This is a genomic window from Mycobacterium sp. GA-2829, from assembly GCF_001499965.1.
In the GTDB taxonomy this organism is placed as follows: Bacteria; Actinomycetota; Actinomycetes; order Mycobacteriales; family Mycobacteriaceae; genus Mycobacterium.
The window spans coordinates 357,558-373,310 of record NZ_LQIT01000001.1 but is presented as its reverse complement, the minus strand read 5'-3'; the positions used below and the strand labels follow the sequence as shown (position 1 = coordinate 373,310).

General features: G+C 70.5%; 14 protein-coding genes and 1 tRNA gene. 6 read left to right on the top strand and 9 right to left on the bottom strand.

Features of this window, described 5'->3' with window-relative positions; genetic code table 11:
- Positions 1–44 precede the first annotated feature (44 nt).
- On the top strand, positions 45–1,496 hold the full coding sequence (locus AU194_RS01695; protein ID WP_059087460.1) for an NAD(P)/FAD-dependent oxidoreductase: 1,452 nt from the start codon (positions 45–47) through the stop codon (positions 1,494–1,496).
- Here the strand turns inward: AU194_RS01695 and uvrA are convergent.
- Entirely contained in the window at positions 1,486–4,380 is a 2,895-nt protein-coding gene (uvrA, locus tag AU194_RS01690) for an excinuclease ABC subunit UvrA (protein ID WP_059087459.1), read from the bottom strand. The two genes, AU194_RS01695 and uvrA, sit on opposite strands and share 11 nt — an antisense overlap.
- An 86-nt stretch (positions 4,381–4,466) precedes the next feature.
- Here uvrA and AU194_RS01685 point away from each other — a divergent pair, with 86 nt between their 5' ends.
- A complete protein-coding gene (locus AU194_RS01685) occupies positions 4,467–5,144 on the top strand; it encodes an MBL fold metallo-hydrolase (RefSeq protein WP_059087458.1) in 678 nt (225 codons plus the stop codon).
- A gap of 23 nt (positions 5,145–5,167) precedes the next feature.
- Here the strand turns inward: AU194_RS01685 and AU194_RS01680 are convergent, their stop codons facing one another.
- Both AU194_RS01680 and AU194_RS01675 read right to left on the bottom strand, forming a co-directional pair.
- Positions 5,168–6,469 (bottom strand): cytochrome P450, encoded by a 1,302-nt coding sequence (locus AU194_RS01680; protein WP_059087457.1) that lies wholly within the window; start codon positions 6,467–6,469, stop codon positions 5,168–5,170.
- Between the two features lie 70 nt (positions 6,470–6,539).
- Positions 6,540–6,986, bottom strand: a complete 447-nt coding sequence (locus AU194_RS01675; protein WP_059087456.1) for a universal stress protein — start codon at positions 6,984–6,986, stop codon at positions 6,540–6,542.
- 258 nt (positions 6,987–7,244) lie between these two features.
- Here AU194_RS01675 and AU194_RS01670 point away from each other — a divergent pair, with 258 nt between their 5' ends.
- On the top strand, positions 7,245–7,937 hold the full coding sequence (locus tag AU194_RS01670; protein ID WP_059087455.1) for a UdgX family uracil-DNA binding protein: 693 nt from the start codon (positions 7,245–7,247) through the stop codon (positions 7,935–7,937).
- Here the strand turns inward: AU194_RS01670 and AU194_RS01665 are convergent.
- Positions 7,910–8,767, bottom strand: a complete 858-nt coding sequence (locus tag AU194_RS01665; protein WP_059087454.1) for an acyl-CoA thioesterase II — start codon at positions 8,765–8,767, stop codon at positions 7,910–7,912. The two genes, AU194_RS01670 and AU194_RS01665, sit on opposite strands and share 28 nt — an antisense overlap.
- A 145-nt stretch (positions 8,768–8,912) precedes the next feature.
- Here AU194_RS01665 and AU194_RS01660 point away from each other — a divergent pair, with 145 nt between their 5' ends.
- Positions 8,913–10,244, top strand: a complete 1,332-nt coding sequence (locus tag AU194_RS01660) for a sensor histidine kinase KdpD (protein ID WP_231743118.1) — start codon at positions 8,913–8,915, stop codon at positions 10,242–10,244.
- A 48-nt stretch (positions 10,245–10,292) separates the two neighbouring features.
- Here the strand turns inward: AU194_RS01660 and AU194_RS32410 are convergent, their stop codons facing one another.
- From AU194_RS32410 to AU194_RS32400, 3 genes are all read right to left on the bottom strand, one after another.
- Complete coding sequence (locus AU194_RS32410; protein WP_231743109.1) at positions 10,293–10,661, bottom strand: hypothetical protein; 369 nt, start codon at positions 10,659–10,661, stop codon at positions 10,293–10,295.
- Positions 10,662–10,714: 53 nt separating this feature from the next.
- On the bottom strand, positions 10,715–11,353 hold the full coding sequence (locus AU194_RS32405; protein ID WP_231743108.1) for a hypothetical protein: 639 nt from the start codon (positions 11,351–11,353) through the stop codon (positions 10,715–10,717).
- 549 nt (positions 11,354–11,902) lie between these two features.
- Positions 11,903–12,529: a hypothetical protein gene (locus AU194_RS32400; protein ID WP_231743107.1), complete on the bottom strand. Its 627-nt coding sequence runs from the start codon at positions 12,527–12,529 to the stop codon at positions 11,903–11,905.
- Positions 12,530–12,537: 8 nt separating this feature from the next.
- Between AU194_RS32400 and AU194_RS32395 the strand changes: the two genes are divergently transcribed.
- Complete coding sequence (locus AU194_RS32395; RefSeq protein WP_231743106.1) at positions 12,538–12,957, top strand: hypothetical protein; 420 nt, start codon at positions 12,538–12,540, stop codon at positions 12,955–12,957.
- 421 nt (positions 12,958–13,378) lie between these two features.
- Here AU194_RS32395 and AU194_RS01650 read toward each other — a convergent pair.
- Positions 13,379–13,452, bottom strand: a tRNA-Cys gene (locus AU194_RS01650).
- Between the two features lie 114 nt (positions 13,453–13,566).
- Here AU194_RS01650 and AU194_RS01645 point away from each other — a divergent pair.
- A complete protein-coding gene (locus tag AU194_RS01645; RefSeq protein ID WP_059087452.1) occupies positions 13,567–14,304 on the top strand; it encodes an MgtC/SapB family protein in 738 nt (245 codons plus the stop codon).
- Here AU194_RS01645 and AU194_RS01640 read toward each other — a convergent pair.
- Positions 14,276–15,721, bottom strand: a complete 1,446-nt coding sequence (locus AU194_RS01640; protein WP_059087451.1) for an MFS transporter — start codon at positions 15,719–15,721, stop codon at positions 14,276–14,278. The genes AU194_RS01645 and AU194_RS01640 overlap by 29 nt on opposite strands.
- Positions 15,722–15,753: the final 32 nt, after the last annotated feature.

Genomic DNA, 15,753 nt, shown 5'->3' with positions numbered 1-15,753 from the left:
GTGTCGGGGTGGCTAACCTACGGCCACCGACGGAAGGGGTTGCGATGAAGATCGCGATCATCGGCAGTGGGTTCTCCGGTCTCGGCGCCGCGATCCGACTGCAGCAGGCAGGTCACCGCGATTTCGTCGTCCTGGAGCGGGGGCCCGACGTCGGCGGCACCTGGCGCGACAACACGTACCCGGGAGCCGCGTGTGACGTGCCGTCGCACCTGTACTCGTATTCGTTTGCGCTGAACCCGAATTGGACCCGCTCGTTCTCCGCACAGCCGGAGATCGAGGCGTATCTGCGGGAGGTGGCCGAACGCTACGGCGTGCTCGACCGGCACCGCTTCGACTGCACCGTCAAGCGGGCCGCCTGGAATCCCACGACCGCGCAGTGGGAATTGTCGACCACCGGCGGACCCGTCACCGCCGACGTGCTGATCACCGCGTTCGGCTCGCTGGCCGAACCGTCGCTGCCAGGCATCCCGGGCATCGAGTCCTTTGACGGCGAAATGTTCCACTCCGCGCGCTGGAACCACGACGCCGACCTGACCGGCAAACGCGTCGCGGTCATCGGCACCGGCGCGTCGGCCATTCAGATCGTGCCGGCGATCGCCGATCAGGTCGCCCACCTCGACGTGTACCAGCGGACCGCGCCGTGGCTGCTGCCGCGCTTCGACCGGCCGTTCACCGGCGCGGAGAAGTGGGCGTTCCGCAATGTGCCCGGCTTCCTGCGCATCGCGCGGGCCGGGATCTACGCCGGCCGCGAGGTCCAGGTCGTCGGCCTGGCGAAGAACCCGAACCTGATGAAGGGGTTCGAACTGCTGTCGCGCCTCAAAATCCGAACCGAGATCAAGGACACCGCGCTGCGCCGCAAGGTCACCCCGAACTTCCGCATCGGCTGCAAACGCATGCTGATCTCCAACGACTGGTATCCGACGCTGGACCGCGACCACGTCGACCTCGTCACCGACGGCATCCACGAGATCGACGGCCGCCGCATCGTCACCGCCGACGGCACCGCGCGGGAGGTCGACGCGATCATCGTCGCCACCGGCTTCCACGTCACCGACTCCCCGATGTTCGACACGGTGTGCGGCGCCGACGGCGCCAGCCTGACCCAGCGGTTCGCCGACAAGGGCATGCGCGCCTACAAGGGCACAACCGTCGCGGGGTATCCCAACATGTTCGTGCTCATCGGCCCCAACACCGGGCTGGGTCACAGCTCGATGGTGTACATGATCGAGAGCCAGCTCAACTACGTCGTCGACGCCGTCTCGACCATGGAAAGGCAGGGTCTGCGCACCGTCGAGGTCACCCAGGAGGCGCTCGACGTCTACAACGAACGCCTGCAGCAGGCACTGAAGGGGTCGGTGTGGATGACCGGTAAGTGCGCGAGCTGGTACCTCGACGCGCACGGCAACAACACCACGCTGTGGCCGGACTTCACGTTCCGGTTCCGTAACCAGACCCGGCGCTTCGACGTCGACGCCTACGAGGTGACTAAGCGCTGACCTTGCGCCGCTTGCGGGCGGGTTCGGGCACCTCGAGCATCTCGGCGAGGAAGTGGCCGGTGTAGCTGGCGGTGTTGGCCGCCACGTCCTCGGGCGTGCCCTGCGCCACCACGGTGCCGCCGCCCGCGCCGCCCTCGGGACCCATGTCGATGATCCAGTCCGAGGTCTTGATGACGTCGAGGTTGTGCTCGATGACGATGACGGTGTTGCCCTTGTCGACCAGCCCGTTGATGACCTTGAGCAGCTTGCGGATGTCCTCGAAGTGCAGACCGGTGGTCGGCTCGTCGAGGATGTACACCGTCCGCCCGGTCGAACGCTTCTGCAGTTCGGCCGCGAGCTTCACGCGCTGGGCCTCACCGCCGGACAGTGTCGGCGCCGGCTGTCCGAGCCGCACGTAGCCCAGCCCGACGTCGACCAGCGTCTTGAGGTAGCGGTGGATCGAACTGATCGGTTCGAAGAACTCGGTCGCCTCCTCGATCGGCATGTCGAGCACCTCGGCGATGGTCTTGCCCTTGTAGTGCACCTCGAGTGTCTCGCGGTTGTAGCGGGCGCCGTGGCACACCTCGCACGGGACGTACACGTCCGGCAGGAAGTTCATCTCGATCTTGATCGTGCCGTCACCGGAACAGGCTTCGCAGCGACCGCCCTTGACGTTGAAGGAGAACCGGCCGGGCTGGTAGCCGCGGACCTTGGCCTCGGTGGTCGCCGCGAACAGGGAGCGGATCTTGTCGAACACCCCGGTGTAGGTGGCCGGGTTCGACCGCGGGGTCCGCCCGATCGGCGACTGGTCCACCCGCACCAGCTTGTCCAGCTGATCGAGGCCGTTGACCCGGGTGTGCCTGCCGGGCACCTGGCGGGCGCCGTTGAGCTTGTTGGCCAGCACGGACGCCAGGATGTCGTTGACCAGGGTCGACTTCCCCGAACCCGACACCCCGGTGACCGAGGTCAGCACCCCGAGCGGGAACGCGACGTCGACGTCCTTGAGGTTGTGCTCCCGCGCGCCGATCACGGTGATCTGGCGCTTGCGGTCGATGGGCCGCCGGATCGCAGGCACCTCGATGCTCTCGCGGCCCGACAGGTAGGCCCCGGTCAGCGACTCCTTGTTGCGCAGCAGCTCCTTGTAGGTGCCGCTGTGCACGATGCGTCCGCCGTGCTCACCGGCCGCGGGACCGATGTCGACGACCCAGTCGGCGTGCGCGATGGTGTCGAGGTCGTGTTCGACGACGATCAGCGTGTTGCCGAGCTCGCGCAGCCGCGTCAGGGTGTCGATGAGCCGGCGGTTGTCGCGCTGGTGCAGGCCGATCGACGGTTCGTCGAGGACGTACAGCACCCCGACCAGCCCCGACCCGATCTGGGTGGCGAGCCGGATCCGCTGCGCCTCACCGCCGGACAGCGTGGCCGCCGCCCGCGACAGCGACAGGTAGTCCAGGCCGACGTCGAGCAGGAAGCCCAGCCGGGACTGGATCTCCTTGAGCACCTGACCGGCGATGGCCTGTTCGCGGTGACCCAGCGTCAGCGCGTTCAGGAAGGCCGCACAGTCGGCGATCGACAGTTCGGCGACCTCGGCGATCGACTTGGCGCCGTGGTCACCGGCGGCCATGGTGACCGCGAGGATCTCCGGTTTGAGGCGGGTGCCGTCGCACTCGGGGCACGGCACGTCGCGCATGAAGCCCTCGTACCGCTCCTTCATCTGCTCGGAGTCGGTCTGCTCCATCCGGCGCTGCAGGAACGCCATCACGCCTTCGAAGTCGGCGTAGTAGGAGCGGGTGCGGCCGTAGCGGTTGCGGTACTTGACGTGCACCTGCTCGTCGCAGCCCTCGAGGATGGCGCGGCGCACCTTGGCGGGCAGCTTCTTCCACGGGGTGTCGACGTCGAAGCCCATCGACTCGCCGAGACCGGTCAGCATCCGGGTGAAGTACTCGGCGGTCTGGCCCATCGACCACGGGGCGATCGCGCCTTCGGCGAGCGTCAGGTCCGGATCGGGGATGACGAGTTCGGGGTCGACCTCTTTGCGGATGCCGAGGCCGGTGCATTCCGGGCAGGCGCCGTACGGGGAGTTGAACGAGAACGACCGCGGTTCCAGGTCGTCGACGGCCAGCGGGTGACCGTTGGGGCAGGCCAGTTTCTCGGAGAACCGCTGCTCACGGTGCGGGTGGTCGTCCTCGCGGTCGACGAACTCGAGGACGACGATGCCGTCGGCGAGGCCGAGCGCGGTCTCCACCGAATCGGTGAGCCGCTGCTTGGCGCTGGCCTTGACGGTGAGCCGGTCGACGACGACCTCGATGTCGTGCTTCTCCTGCTTCTTGAGCTTCGGCGGCTCGGTGAGCGGATAGACGACGCCGTCGACGCGGACGCGGCTGTAGCCCTGGCTGTTCAGCTTCTCGAACAGGTCGACGAACTCACCCTTGCGGGTGCGCACCACGGGCGCGAGGACCTGGAAGCGCAGCCCCTCGTCCATGGCGAGGACCTGGTCGACGATCTGCTGCGGGGTCTGCCGTGCGATGCGCTCCCCGCACACCGGGCAGTGCGGGGTGCCGGCGCGCGCGTAGAGCAGACGCAGGTAGTCGTAGACCTCGGTGATGGTGCCGACCGTCGACCGCGGGTTGCGGTTGGTCGACTTCTGGTCGATCGACACCGCGGGCGAGAGCCCCTCGATGAAGTCGACGTCGGGTTTGTCCATCTGCCCGAGGAACTGCCGGGCGTACGCCGACAGCGATTCGACGTAGCGTCGCTGCCCCTCGGCGAAGATCGTGTCGAAGGCCAGCGACGACTTGCCCGAACCGGACAGGCCGGTGAACACGATCAGGGCGTCGCGCGGTAGGTCAAGGTCGACGCTTCGCAGGTTGTGCTCGCGCGCACCCTTGACGATCAGGCGGTCAGCCAACTCGGTCCTTCCCTGGTCCAGACATGGTCACCCCACTTCGTCCCATGCTAGGTGTCGCCACCGACAAGCCCGTTACCGTGGCTGCCATGACAGTCGTCGACGACAACTACACCGGACATGTGGAACCACGGACCGCGGCCAGGCGAACACTTCCCGGCGCGACGATCGTCAAGGTCTCCGTGGGCCCCATGGACAACAACGCCTACCTGGTCACCTGTTCCCGCACCGGCGAGACGCTACTCATCGACGCCGCCAACGACGCCGACGTCCTGAGCGGGCTCGTCGCCCAGCTGGCGCCGACGGTCACCATGATCCTCACCACACACCAGCATTTCGACCACTGGCAGGCCCTTGAAACGCTGGCCCGGACCACCGGTGCGCCGACCGCCGCCCACGAACTGGACGCCGAACCGCTGCCGGTCACCCCGGACCGCCACCTCGCCGGCGGGGACACCCTGCAGGTGGGCGATCTCACGTTCGACGTCATCCATCTGCGCGGGCACACCCCCGGGTCGATCGCGCTGGCGTTGCACGGCCCCGCAGCAGGCGACGCGGTGCACCTGTTCACCGGCGACTGCCTGTTCCCGGGCGGGGTGGGCAAGACATGGCAGGAGGGCGACTTCGAGAAGCTCCTCACCGACGTGACCACGCGGGTGTTCGACGTCTATCCCGACTCCACGGTCGTCTATCCCGGCCACGGCGACGACACCACGCTGGGCGCCGAGCGCCCGCATCTGGACGAGTGGCGCGAACGCGGCTGGTGACCGTCAGACCGGCTCACACCGGCTCACACCGTCCATGCGACCGGCAGCCGCTTGATGCCGTGCACGAACGCTGACCGCAGGATCGCCGGTTCCTCGGTCGCGATGATGTCGGGGACCTGCCGGCGCAGTTCGGAGTAGAGGACCCGGATCTCGCGGCGCGCGAGGTTGGCGCCGAGGCAGAAGTGCGCGCCGCCCGCGCCGAATCCGATCTGCGGGTTGGGGTCCCGCGTGACGTCGAACAGCCACGGGTTGTCGAACTTCGTCTCGTCGCGGTTTGCGGAGTTGTACCAGAGCGACACCTTGTCCCCCGCCTTCATCTGCACGCCGCGCAGCTCCACGTCCTCGGTGAGGTTGCGGCGCATGAAGATGATCGGCGAGCCCCACCGCACGATCTCCTCCACCGCGGTCGGGGCGACGGCGTCGAAGTCATCCCACCACCGCTGCCGCTGTTCGGGATAGCGGGTCAGCGCGACGAGGCCGTGGCTGATCGCGTTGCGGGTGGTCTCGTTGCCCGCCGCCGAGAGCAGGATGAAGAACGAGGCGATCTCGGCAGAGGTGAGCCGTTCGCCGTCGACCTCGGCCTGTACCAGGTTGGTGGTGAGGTCATCGGTGGGCCGGGTGCGGCGGGCCTCGGCCAGTGCGAGCCCGTACTCGCCCAGTGACAGCACCGCCCCGACGACGGTGTCGTGGTCTCTGGCGATCTCCTCGTCGGCACCGCTGAGCACGATCGAGGTCCAGTTGAAGATCTTCTCCTCGTCCTCCTCGGGAATGCCCATCATGTCGCAGATGATCTGCAGCGGGAACGGTCCGGCGACGGTCCGCACGAAGTCCGCGCACCCGTCCGGGTGATGTGCGATGAGGTCGGCGACCAGGCGCCGGGCGCGGTCGCGGACGCTCTGCTCGATGCGGGTGAGCATCTTCGGGGTGAACGCCCGGTTCACGATCGAGCGCAGCCGCAGATGCCGCGGGTCGTCGAGCGAGATCATCGACCCGACGTACTCGGCGATCTCGACGGGGACGTCGTTGAGTGCGGTGCTCGTCGGGATCGAGCTGAACACCTCCGGGTGCCTGCTCGCATGGTGCACGTCGTCGTAGGTGGTCAGCGCCCAATGTCCGCGGCCGCCGGGGAAACCGGCGAATTCGGGGACCTCGAACCACGAGATCGGGGCTTCCCGCCGGAGTGTGGCGAACGCGCCGTCGCGGCGGTCGTCGTCCCACTCCCAGAACTCGAGGGTGCCCAGATCGATGTCACCGAGCGGCACATCCGGCGGCGGCGCGCCGTTCTCGCGAGGGGCGATGCCGGTCGGATGCAGGGTTGTCGTCATGGCTGACCTCCACGTCAATCCCGAGTGTGGCACTCGGGACCGCCGCGGGGTCAGGAATGACCGAGGTGTGTCAGGGCGTGGTGTGCACGATCAGGACGTCGGTCTTCGACCGGCGCGCCACGTTGGCGGGCACCGAGCCGAGCAGCCGTCCGGCGATGGTGCTGAGACCGACGTTGCCGACGACCAGCAGATCGGCCTTGACCTCTTCGGCCAGTTCGACCAGAGCGTCGACGGGTGCGCCGACGACGGCCCTCTCCTCGATGTTCTCGGCGCCGGCCTCCTTGGCGCGGTCGCGCGCCTCGCGCAGGATCGCGTAGATGGGGGCGTTGCCCGCCATCTTGTAGCCCTCGTCCTTGAGGACGTCGGCGGCGCGCTGATCCTCGCTCTGCGGGAAGTAGGCGGTGGTGACGATGAGCTTGGCGCCCGATCCGGCGGCGATCTGGCCCGCGCGGTCGACTGCCCGCAACGACGAATCCGATCCGTCGGTGCCGACCACCACGGTGCGATAGGCGCTCATCCATACCCTCCCAGAGTCATTTGCAAGGCCAAACGGAACATTAACGTGTTGCCCGACGAACCCGGGTGCTAATCGCGACACCCGGCAGCCTGATCAAGGCGGTCAACAGCGTTCTACCGGCACTGATGTTAGCCGCCGGCAACCGCGCTGCGGGTGCCACAGTGACCGAGTCGTCCCCACCCCACCACGCCGTGACGCAGGTCAATCCGCCGCGGATCGGGCTGCGTGACGCGGGCTTTGCGCGGGTAGTCCCCCACCATGGCGACGAAAGTGCCCGGCGCACAAGACTTCGTCCCTGACAGCCACGACGTGGCGGTTCTCGCCGACGCGGTGCAGGCCTGCCGAGGTTGCGAGCTGTACCGGGATGCGACCCAGGGCGTGTTCGGCCAGGGCAGTACCGATGCGACCGTCATGCTGATCGGCGAACAACCGGGCGACCAGGAAGACGTTGCCGGGGCGCCGTTCGTCGGCCCGGCGGGCCGCCTGCTCGACAAGGCGCTCGTGGCCGCCGGGATCGACCGCGACACCGTCTACGTCACCAACGCGGTCAAACACTTCAAGTTCACGCTGCCCGAACGCGGTAAGCGACGCATCCACAAGACCCCGAGTCGCACCGAGGTGGTGGCGTGCCGGCCCTGGCTGCTCGCGGAGTTGGACGCGGTCCAGCCGGACATCGTGGTGCTGCTGGGCGCGACGGCCGCGAAAGCATTGCTGGGCAACGACTTCCGCATCACCGCACACCGCGGCGAGGTGCTGGGGTTACCGCCCGACGATCTGGGCATCGACCCCGCGGTGGTGGCCACGGTGCATCCGTCGTCGGTGCTGCGCGGACCGCGCGAGAACCGGCAGGAGGCGTTCGACGCGCTCACCGAGGACTTGCGCGTCGCTGCCCGGCTGATGGCCGACAGCCAAGCGCCGCAGCGTCATTCGCGACGGTCGCGACCGAAGTAGATTTCCTGGGAGGCGGTGCACACCAACGACCCGTCCCGGTTGTACATGGTGGCCGTGGCGAGCGCGCGACCGTGCACCCCGCTGGGGGTGACGGCGTCGCAGAGCACCCAGTCCGAGAGATCGGCGGGGCGGTGGAACCACACCGCGTGGTCGATCAGCGCGGAGAACGCGGTCAGCTGTGTGGTGCGCCGCACCACCATCGCGGTCTCCAGCAGTGCGGTGCCCGACACGTAGGTCAGCAGGCAGCTGTTGAGGATGGGGTCGGCAGGCATGGGTGCGCTGGGGCGCCACCAGGTTCGGATGCGCGGGGACGGATCAGGTACGTCGAGCGCCACCCGCGGCGGAGGGTCGATGTAGCGCCGCTCCAGCGGATGCGGCCGAAGCCACGCTCCCCCGTGCTCGTCGGCGTAGGGCTGCAGCTGTTCCTGCACCGGCGGCAGCGACTCGGGGGCGGGCACGTCGGGCGCGGGCTGCTGGTGTTCGAGGCTGTCCACCGGCGCGGTGAACGAGACGAGCGCTTCGAGCAGCACCTGATCGTCCTGGCGGGCCAGCACCCGACGTGACGACAGCACCCCGCCGTCGCGCAGCCGGGTGATCTCGAAGTGCACCGGCCGCCGCGCATCCCCGGCCCGCAACAGGTACACGTGCATGCTGTGCGGTGTGCGATCGGCGGTCACCGTGCGGCTGGCCGACATCAGCGACTGGGCCGCGATGTGCCCGCCGACGATGTGATGGGCGGGGTTGTCCATCTGGATTGCGCTGAACTCGTCGTCACCGACACGTTCCACGTCGAGGGTCGTCAGGATGTCCGAGAGCGTCTGCGCCAGCACCCGCGCATCATGCCGGACGCCACCGCACCACGATGAAGCGGTCAGGCAAGATGAGCGTTGTGGACAGCGCTGCGACATCTCGACGCCGACCGGGCACCGCGCGGTCGATCCGCTAGTGCGCGTCGACGAGCGGCTGCGGCGTTTCATGCCGATGCCCATGCCGATCCTGTCGCTGCGGACCATCGTGATCGTGGCCGCGCTGTCGGTGGTGGTCCTCGTGCTCACGCTGGGCACATGGGTGTGGATCGGCGTGACCAACGACCAGTACAGCCAGCTCGACCGGCAGCTCGACTCGGTGACCAGCCTCGGTGACTTCGGCACGTTCCTGAACCCGGCCAACGCCACCGGGAGCCCCACCTCCCCGCCCCCGGACCGCACGCTGGTGCGGACGGCGCGTATCGGCGGGGTGACAGTGTCGGTGCCCAAGGACATCGTCCTGCCGAAGCTGGACATCGGGTACGCCAACACCACGATCGACGGCGTGGAGTACCGGGTCCGCACCTTCGCCGCGGGTCCCGCCACGATCGCGTTGGGTTCGCCGCTGGAGGAGACGCAGCGCCGTATCGACCAGTTGCACCTGCGCGTGGTGCTGATCTGCGGTGGCGTCATCGCGGGCACGGTGGTCGTGGGCTGGGTGATGTGGCTGATCATGATCAACCCGTTCCGGCTGCTGGCGCAGCAGGCCCGCGCCATCAACGCGCAGTCCAAACCCGAGGAAGTGCAGGTCGGCGGCGTCTGGGAGGCCGCCGAGATCGCCGAGGCCGTCGAGGGCATGCTGGCGCGCATCGGTGAGGAGCAGGCGCGGACCAAGGCGGCGTTGGAGTCCGCCCGCGATTTCGCCGCGGTGGCGTCGCACGAGCTGCGCACCCCGCTGACCGCCATGCGCACCAACCTCGAGGTGCTCTCGACGCTGGACATGACCGACGAACAGCGCAACGAGGTGATCGCCGACGTCGTGCGCACCCAGAGCCGGATCGAGGCGACGCTGACGGCGTTGGAGCGGTTGGCGCAGGGTGAGCTGACCACTGCCGAGGATCACGTCCCGGTCGACGTCACCGAATTGTTGGACCGCGCCGCCCACGACGCGTTGCGCAGCTACCCGGATCTCGATGTGTCGCTGGTGCCGTCGGCGCCGGTGCGGATCCTGGGGCTGCCCGCGGGGCTGCGGTTGGTCATCGACAACGCGATCGCCAACGCCATCAAGCACGGGAACGCGACGCAGATCCGGTTGAGTGCCATCCGTTCCGGCGACGACGTCGAGATCGCGGTCGACGACAACGGCAGCGGCGTCCCGGAAGAGGAACGCGCGCTGGTCTTCGAGCGGTTCTCGCGCGGGTCGACGGCGTCGCGTTCGGGGTCGGGTCTCGGCTTGGCACTGGTGGCGCAGCAGGCTGAATTGCACGGTGGGACAGCGTCATTGGAGACCAGTCCGATGGGTGGGGCCCGGCTGCTGTTGCGGTTGCCCGCCTCGCGGTGACATGAATCGGGCCCGGCGTGTGCACGCCGGGCCCGATCATTGTGGAGCTCAGCCCCAGTCGTCGCGACGATCGGTGGCCGGGCCGGTGACCGGTGCCTGAGCCGGGGCGGCGCCCGGGTTGGCGCTGGCCGACCACAGGCCGCCGGTGCCCGCGCAGATGCCGTCGCTGGGCGGCCCGATCTCGGTCGGCAGCGGAACCGGCAGGCCCGGGATCTGCGGGACGGTGATCGTCGGGATGAAATCCCACGGGCCGTTGGCGGTGGCACCCGGCGCACCCGGCGCGGGGACGCCCGGCAGGAGCCGGTCGAACACCGCAGCCGCACCCTCGAGCGGCGGGAGGACGCCGCCCGGCGTACCCGCGCCACCGGTGACCGGGGCTCCCGGTGCCGCCGGGTACGGCGGCGTCGGGATGTTCACGGCGGTGGAGCTGGCGGCCGGCGGAGCCGGAGGCGCCGGAGGAGCCGCGATGTTCACCGCACCGGAACCGCCGGCCGGAGGCGCGGGCGGAGCGGGCGGGGCGGCGACGGGCACCGCACCGGCTGCCGGGACACCCGGAGCCGGAGGCGCGGGCGGGACGACGGCGGCAGCCGGTTCCACGACGGCCGCAGGCGGGGCCGGCGGGGCGGGAGGCACCGCGGCAGCGGCGGGCTGAACCACGGCGGCCGGAGGCGCCGGCGGAGCCGGGGGCAAGACCGCACCGGCGGGACCGCCACCTGCGGCACCCGGACCACCCGGAGCCGGCGGGAGAGCGGCAGCGGCGGGCTGGACTGCACCGGCGGGCGGGGCCGGAGGGGCCGGAGGCACCGCGGCACCACCGGGGCCACCCGCAGCACCGCCGGGACCACCCGGGGCAGGCGGCGCTGCGGCCGCAGCGGGTTCCACGGCAGCAGCCGGAGGACCAGCCGGAGCCGGGGGCACGCCTGCGCCACCGGGGCCACCGGCGCCGCCACCGGGACCACCCGGAGCCGGAGGAACCGCACCCGCAGCAGGCTCAACCACACCAGCAGGCGGACCGGCCGGGGCCGGAGGCACCGCAGCGCCAGCGGGCTCGACCACCGCGGCAGGCGGAGCCGGCGGAACCGGAGGCGTCGCCGCAGCAGCAGGCTCAACCACCGCAGCAGGCGGAGCCGGCGGAACCGGAGGCGTCGCCGCCTCGACCGAGCTGCCTGCTGGGGTTGCCGGTGCCGGCGGAGCCGGCGGCGTCGCGACCTCGACCGGAGTCGACGCCGATGCCGGCGGCGCGGGCGGGGCCGGCGGCGAGAACCGCTCAACCGAGCCCGCCGACTCCCCACCCGGAGCCGGAGGCGCCGGAGGCGACACGTTCTCCACCGAGCTCACGCTCGGACCGCCCGGCGCACCAGGAGCCGGAGGCGTCACCGCCTCGACCGGAGTCGACGCCGAAGCCGGCGGCGCAGGCCGGGCCGGCGGCGAGAACCGCTCCACCGAGCCCCCCGACTCACCACCGGGAGCCGGAGGCGCCGGAGGAGTCACGTTCTCCACCGAGCTCACACTCGGACCGCCCGGAGCACCAGGAGCCGGAGGCGTCACTGCCTCAGCCGGGGTCGACGCAGCGGCTGGGGGTGCCGGCGGAGCCGGCGGCGTCACGTTCTCGACCGAGCTGACGCTGGGACCGCCCGGAGCACCGGGAGCCGGAGGCGTCACCGCACCCGCAGGCTCAGCCACCGCAGCAGGCGGCGCAGGCGGAGCCGGCGGCGCCACCGCACCCGCAGGCTCAACCACCGCAGCAGGCGGCGCAGGCGGAGCCGGCGGCGCCACCGCACCCGCAGGGCCACCACCTGCGGCACCCGGGCCACCCGGGGCAGGAGGCACTGCGCCCGCGGCAGGTTCGACCACACCGGCAGGCGGCGCGGCAGGAGCCGGCGGCACTGCACCGGCGGCCGGCTCGACCACACCGGCAGGCGGCGCGGCAGGAGCCGGCGGCACCGCCCCGGCAGCCGGCTGAACCACACCAGCGGGAACACCCGGACCACCAGCCGGCGCACCTGCGCCGCCCGCGCCACCGGCAGGCGCACTTGCCGGGGCCGGAGGCACCGCACCCGCAGCCGGCTGAACCACACCAGCAGGAACACCCGGACCACCAGCGGGCGCACCCGCCCCGCCCGCACCACCGGCGGGACCGCCGGGAGCCGCAGGCGCCGGCGGCACGGCCACGCCACCCGAGTTCGCGAGCGGAGCACCCGGTGCGCCGGGGGCGGGCGGAACCGCTCCGCCGCCGCCACCCGCGGCGGGCACACCCGGCGCGCCGGGGACCGGCGGCGTCGCACCGCTGGCAGTGTCGACCAGGCCTGAGGGCGGCACCGGTCCGGACGGCGGCGTGACGCGCGCCGACGACGACGTCACCGGCGCGCCGGGAACGGGCGGGCGCGGCGGTGTCGCGGAGGCGGTCCCATTGAGCGACCCGGCCGGCGGGATGGCGACCGACGGCGGCGTCGAGGACGCGGTGCCGTTGAGCGACCCGGCCGGGGGGATCCCCACCGACGGCGGCGTCGACGAGGCGATGCCGTTGGTCGAACCGGCCGGTGGGATCGGGCCCGCCGGCGGCGCGGTGTTCGTCAGGACGGAGTTGGCGTTGGGCAACGTCGCCGGCAGCCGGCCGGGAACGGTCAACAGCTGCTGCATGATGTTCACGCACGGAACGCCGGGACTCACGGTCCCCGGTTCAGCGATCGCCGTCGCAGGGTTGAACAGCTGAACGATCCAGCAGGCCCCTGCGGTAGCCAGGGCGGTGACGCCCAATCGGTTGGTAGTCCGCGACATGTTCCCTCAGTTCTCTGTGCGCATCCTTTGACGCTGTGCGTCGGGAGGGAACGTATGCCGGGTCAGCGAATTGGCCGGTGCGACAATTCTGGCGTTTATTGAACCGTTGCAAATGAGAAGTGGTTCGGTTACCGAGCGCAGACCGCGCAGGTGAACGCGATATTCGTTCGCAAGGGAAACGAATTACATCCGTGTAGTACTGCGCTGGATCTTCACGGGACGCGTTCACCGGCGCACGCTGCGGCAACGCACCCGCCCGCCGAGCACCCGAGGCGTCGGGGTTATCGCCTTGTGTCCCGCTTCCTCAAGCGGCAACCGGATCAGGCCGCGACACGCCGTGTCGTGACGGCGGCGCTTGGAGCGGATGACGGGATTCGAACCCGTGTAAACGGCTTTGCAGGCCGGTGCCTAGCCACTCAGCCACACCCGCGAACGACACCCACCATGCCCGACCGGCGCGCCGCCGCCCAGGCTTTTGCTCGCGCTGATTCGGAACCCCAGCGCGCCGCCGTCCCTCCGCTGACCACGCCGGTTACGGTCGGCTATGGATTTCGTGCTGGCCGCCGATGCGCCGTTCTTCGGCGGCCCGGGCCAGGAGCCGCGGCAGATCATCGGGCTGCTCGTCGCGTTCGGCCTGACCGCCCTCATCGGCCTCGAGCGCGAGATCCAGGGCAAGAGCGCGGGTCTGCGCACCCAGACGATCGTCGGGACGGCGTCGGCGCTGATCATGCTGGTCAGCAAGTTCGGCTTCCACGACGTGCTCGACTCGGGCACCGTCGAGGTGGATCCGTCGCGTGTCGCGGCGCAGATCGTCACCGGGATCGGTTTCCTCGGCGCCGGGATCATCATCTTCCGGCGTGGCTCGGTGCACGGGTTGACGACGGCCGCCGCGGTCTGGGAGTCGGCGGCGATCGGGATGGCGGCCGGTGCAGGCCTGCTGCTGCTGGCGTGTCTCGTCACCGGCTTGCACTTCGTCATCGTCGTGGGTTTCATGCCCGTGGCCCGGCGCCTCAACGCGCGGCTCAGCGGGTCGATCCGCCTGCACGTCACCTACCGCGAGGGGCAGGGCGTGCTGACCCGTGTCCTACAGGCGTGCGAGCGACGGGATTGGCAGCTCGCCGAACTCGCCGCCGACGCCTCCGGGGAGCCGCTGGCAGCGGGTCCAGGGCAGTCCGGTGTGTCGCTCACACTGTCGGGCTATCGCATCCTCACCGCGCCGTCGGTGCTGGCCACCATCGACGGCGTGACCGCCATCAGGCAGCTCGACGACGATCTGGACTGACCGAAACAGGTTCCTGCGCAGGGTTTTTCGCGACGGCCCGCATGGACGCGAGGACGCCGACGGCGACGGCCCCGGCGAAGACCGCGAACAACCACCGCGCGGCGCCCGCATCCCCCGTGTCGGTGAGGTTGACGACGACGCCGGCGAGCCCCGCCCCGAACGCCCCGCAGATGAGTTGCACGGTGTTGATCGCCGCGGCCGCGGCGGGCCCCTCTGCCGGGTCGTCGACGCGGCTCATCGCCCACGCCGACAGGTGCGGCCACGCGATGCCGATGCCCGTGCCGGTGATCAGCAGACCGAGCGCCCACAGCGCGGCCCACCCGGCACCCATCTCGTCGCGCAGGGCCAGCATGCCGACGCTCAGACCGACGGCCATGACGAGCGGAGCGGCGGCCACGGTCCGCACGATCACCCGTTCGCGACTCAGCGACGCGCTGGTGATCTCGCCGCCCGTCCAGCCGACCGAGAGCACGGCGCCGAAGAACCCCGCCACCACCGGCGCCATCCCGGCCAGGCGCTGACCGAACAGCGGCACGTACATGTCGACCATGGTGGCGGCCATCAGCAGACCGAGCGTCGCGTAGATCCACTTCACCGGGCCGCGGGTGAACGTGCTCGGCGGCAACACCGCGACCGCGGCCCGCCGGTCCACGACGAGGAACACCACCACGATGACCACCCCGGCGGCGAGCAACGCCGCCGTGACCCGGACGTCGCGCGGGATACCGGCCGTGCTGACCACCAGCGCGGCCGCCCCCAACAACAGCAGCGACCACAGCGGGATGCGCAGACGCGACGGCCGAGCGTCCGGATCGCCGACCCGCGCCGGCAGGGTGAACGGCACCAGCACCGCCATCGCGGCGGTCAGCGCGACCAGCACACCGAAGGCCCACCGCCAGCTGCCGAACTGCGCGAACAGTCCCCCGGAGGCGGGGCCGACGAGCGTGCCGACTCCCCACATCGCGGACACCAGCGCCGACGCGCGCGTCCACAGCCGGCTCGGCAGCGCGGTGTTGATGACGGCGTAGCCGAGGCCCGCGAGCAGACCGCCCGCGGCGCCCTGCACCGTCCGTCCCACCAGCAGCAGTTCCATCGTCGGCGCCAGTGCGCATCCGAGGCTGCCCGCCGCGAACACCGTCAGCGCGGACAGGTATGCCCATCGCGGCCCGATTCGCATCAGCACCGGCTGCACGGTCGTCGCCGCGATCACCGACGCGACGAGATAGACCGTCGTCACCCAGGCGTAGAACCGCTGCCCGCCGATGTCGGCGACCGCGCTCGGCATCAGGCTGATCGTGAGGAACTCGTTGGTCGCGTACAACAGGACGCCACCGGCGAGCACCGTCGACGCACCGAGATGGGTCGGGCCCAGCAGGTCCCGCCAACCGCCGGCCGCGACGTCCGAACTGTCAGTCACACCGACACGCTAGGAGCTCAAGCGCCGTTGAG

Bases quoted from the DNA above. Each gene is read 5' to 3' on its own strand.
- AU194_RS01695 (WP_059087460.1), top strand. From the start codon at position 45: ATGAAGATCGCGATCATCGGCAGTGGGTTCTCCGGTCTCGGCGCCGCG.
- AU194_RS01675 (WP_059087456.1), bottom strand. From the start codon at position 6,986: ATGAGCGCCTATCGCACCGTGGTGGTCGGCACCGACGGATCGGATTCG.
- AU194_RS01680 (WP_059087457.1), bottom strand. From the start codon at position 6,469: ATGACGACAACCCTGCATCCGACCGGCATCGCCCCTCGCGAGAACGGC.
- AU194_RS01645 (WP_059087452.1), top strand. From the start codon at position 13,567: ATGGATTTCGTGCTGGCCGCCGATGCGCCGTTCTTCGGCGGCCCGGGC.
- AU194_RS01660 (WP_231743118.1), top strand. From the start codon at position 8,913: ATGCCGATGCCCATGCCGATCCTGTCGCTGCGGACCATCGTGATCGTG.
- AU194_RS01670 (WP_059087455.1), top strand. From the start codon at position 7,245: ATGGCGACGAAAGTGCCCGGCGCACAAGACTTCGTCCCTGACAGCCAC.
- AU194_RS01685 (WP_059087458.1), top strand. From the start codon at position 4,467: ATGACAGTCGTCGACGACAACTACACCGGACATGTGGAACCACGGACC.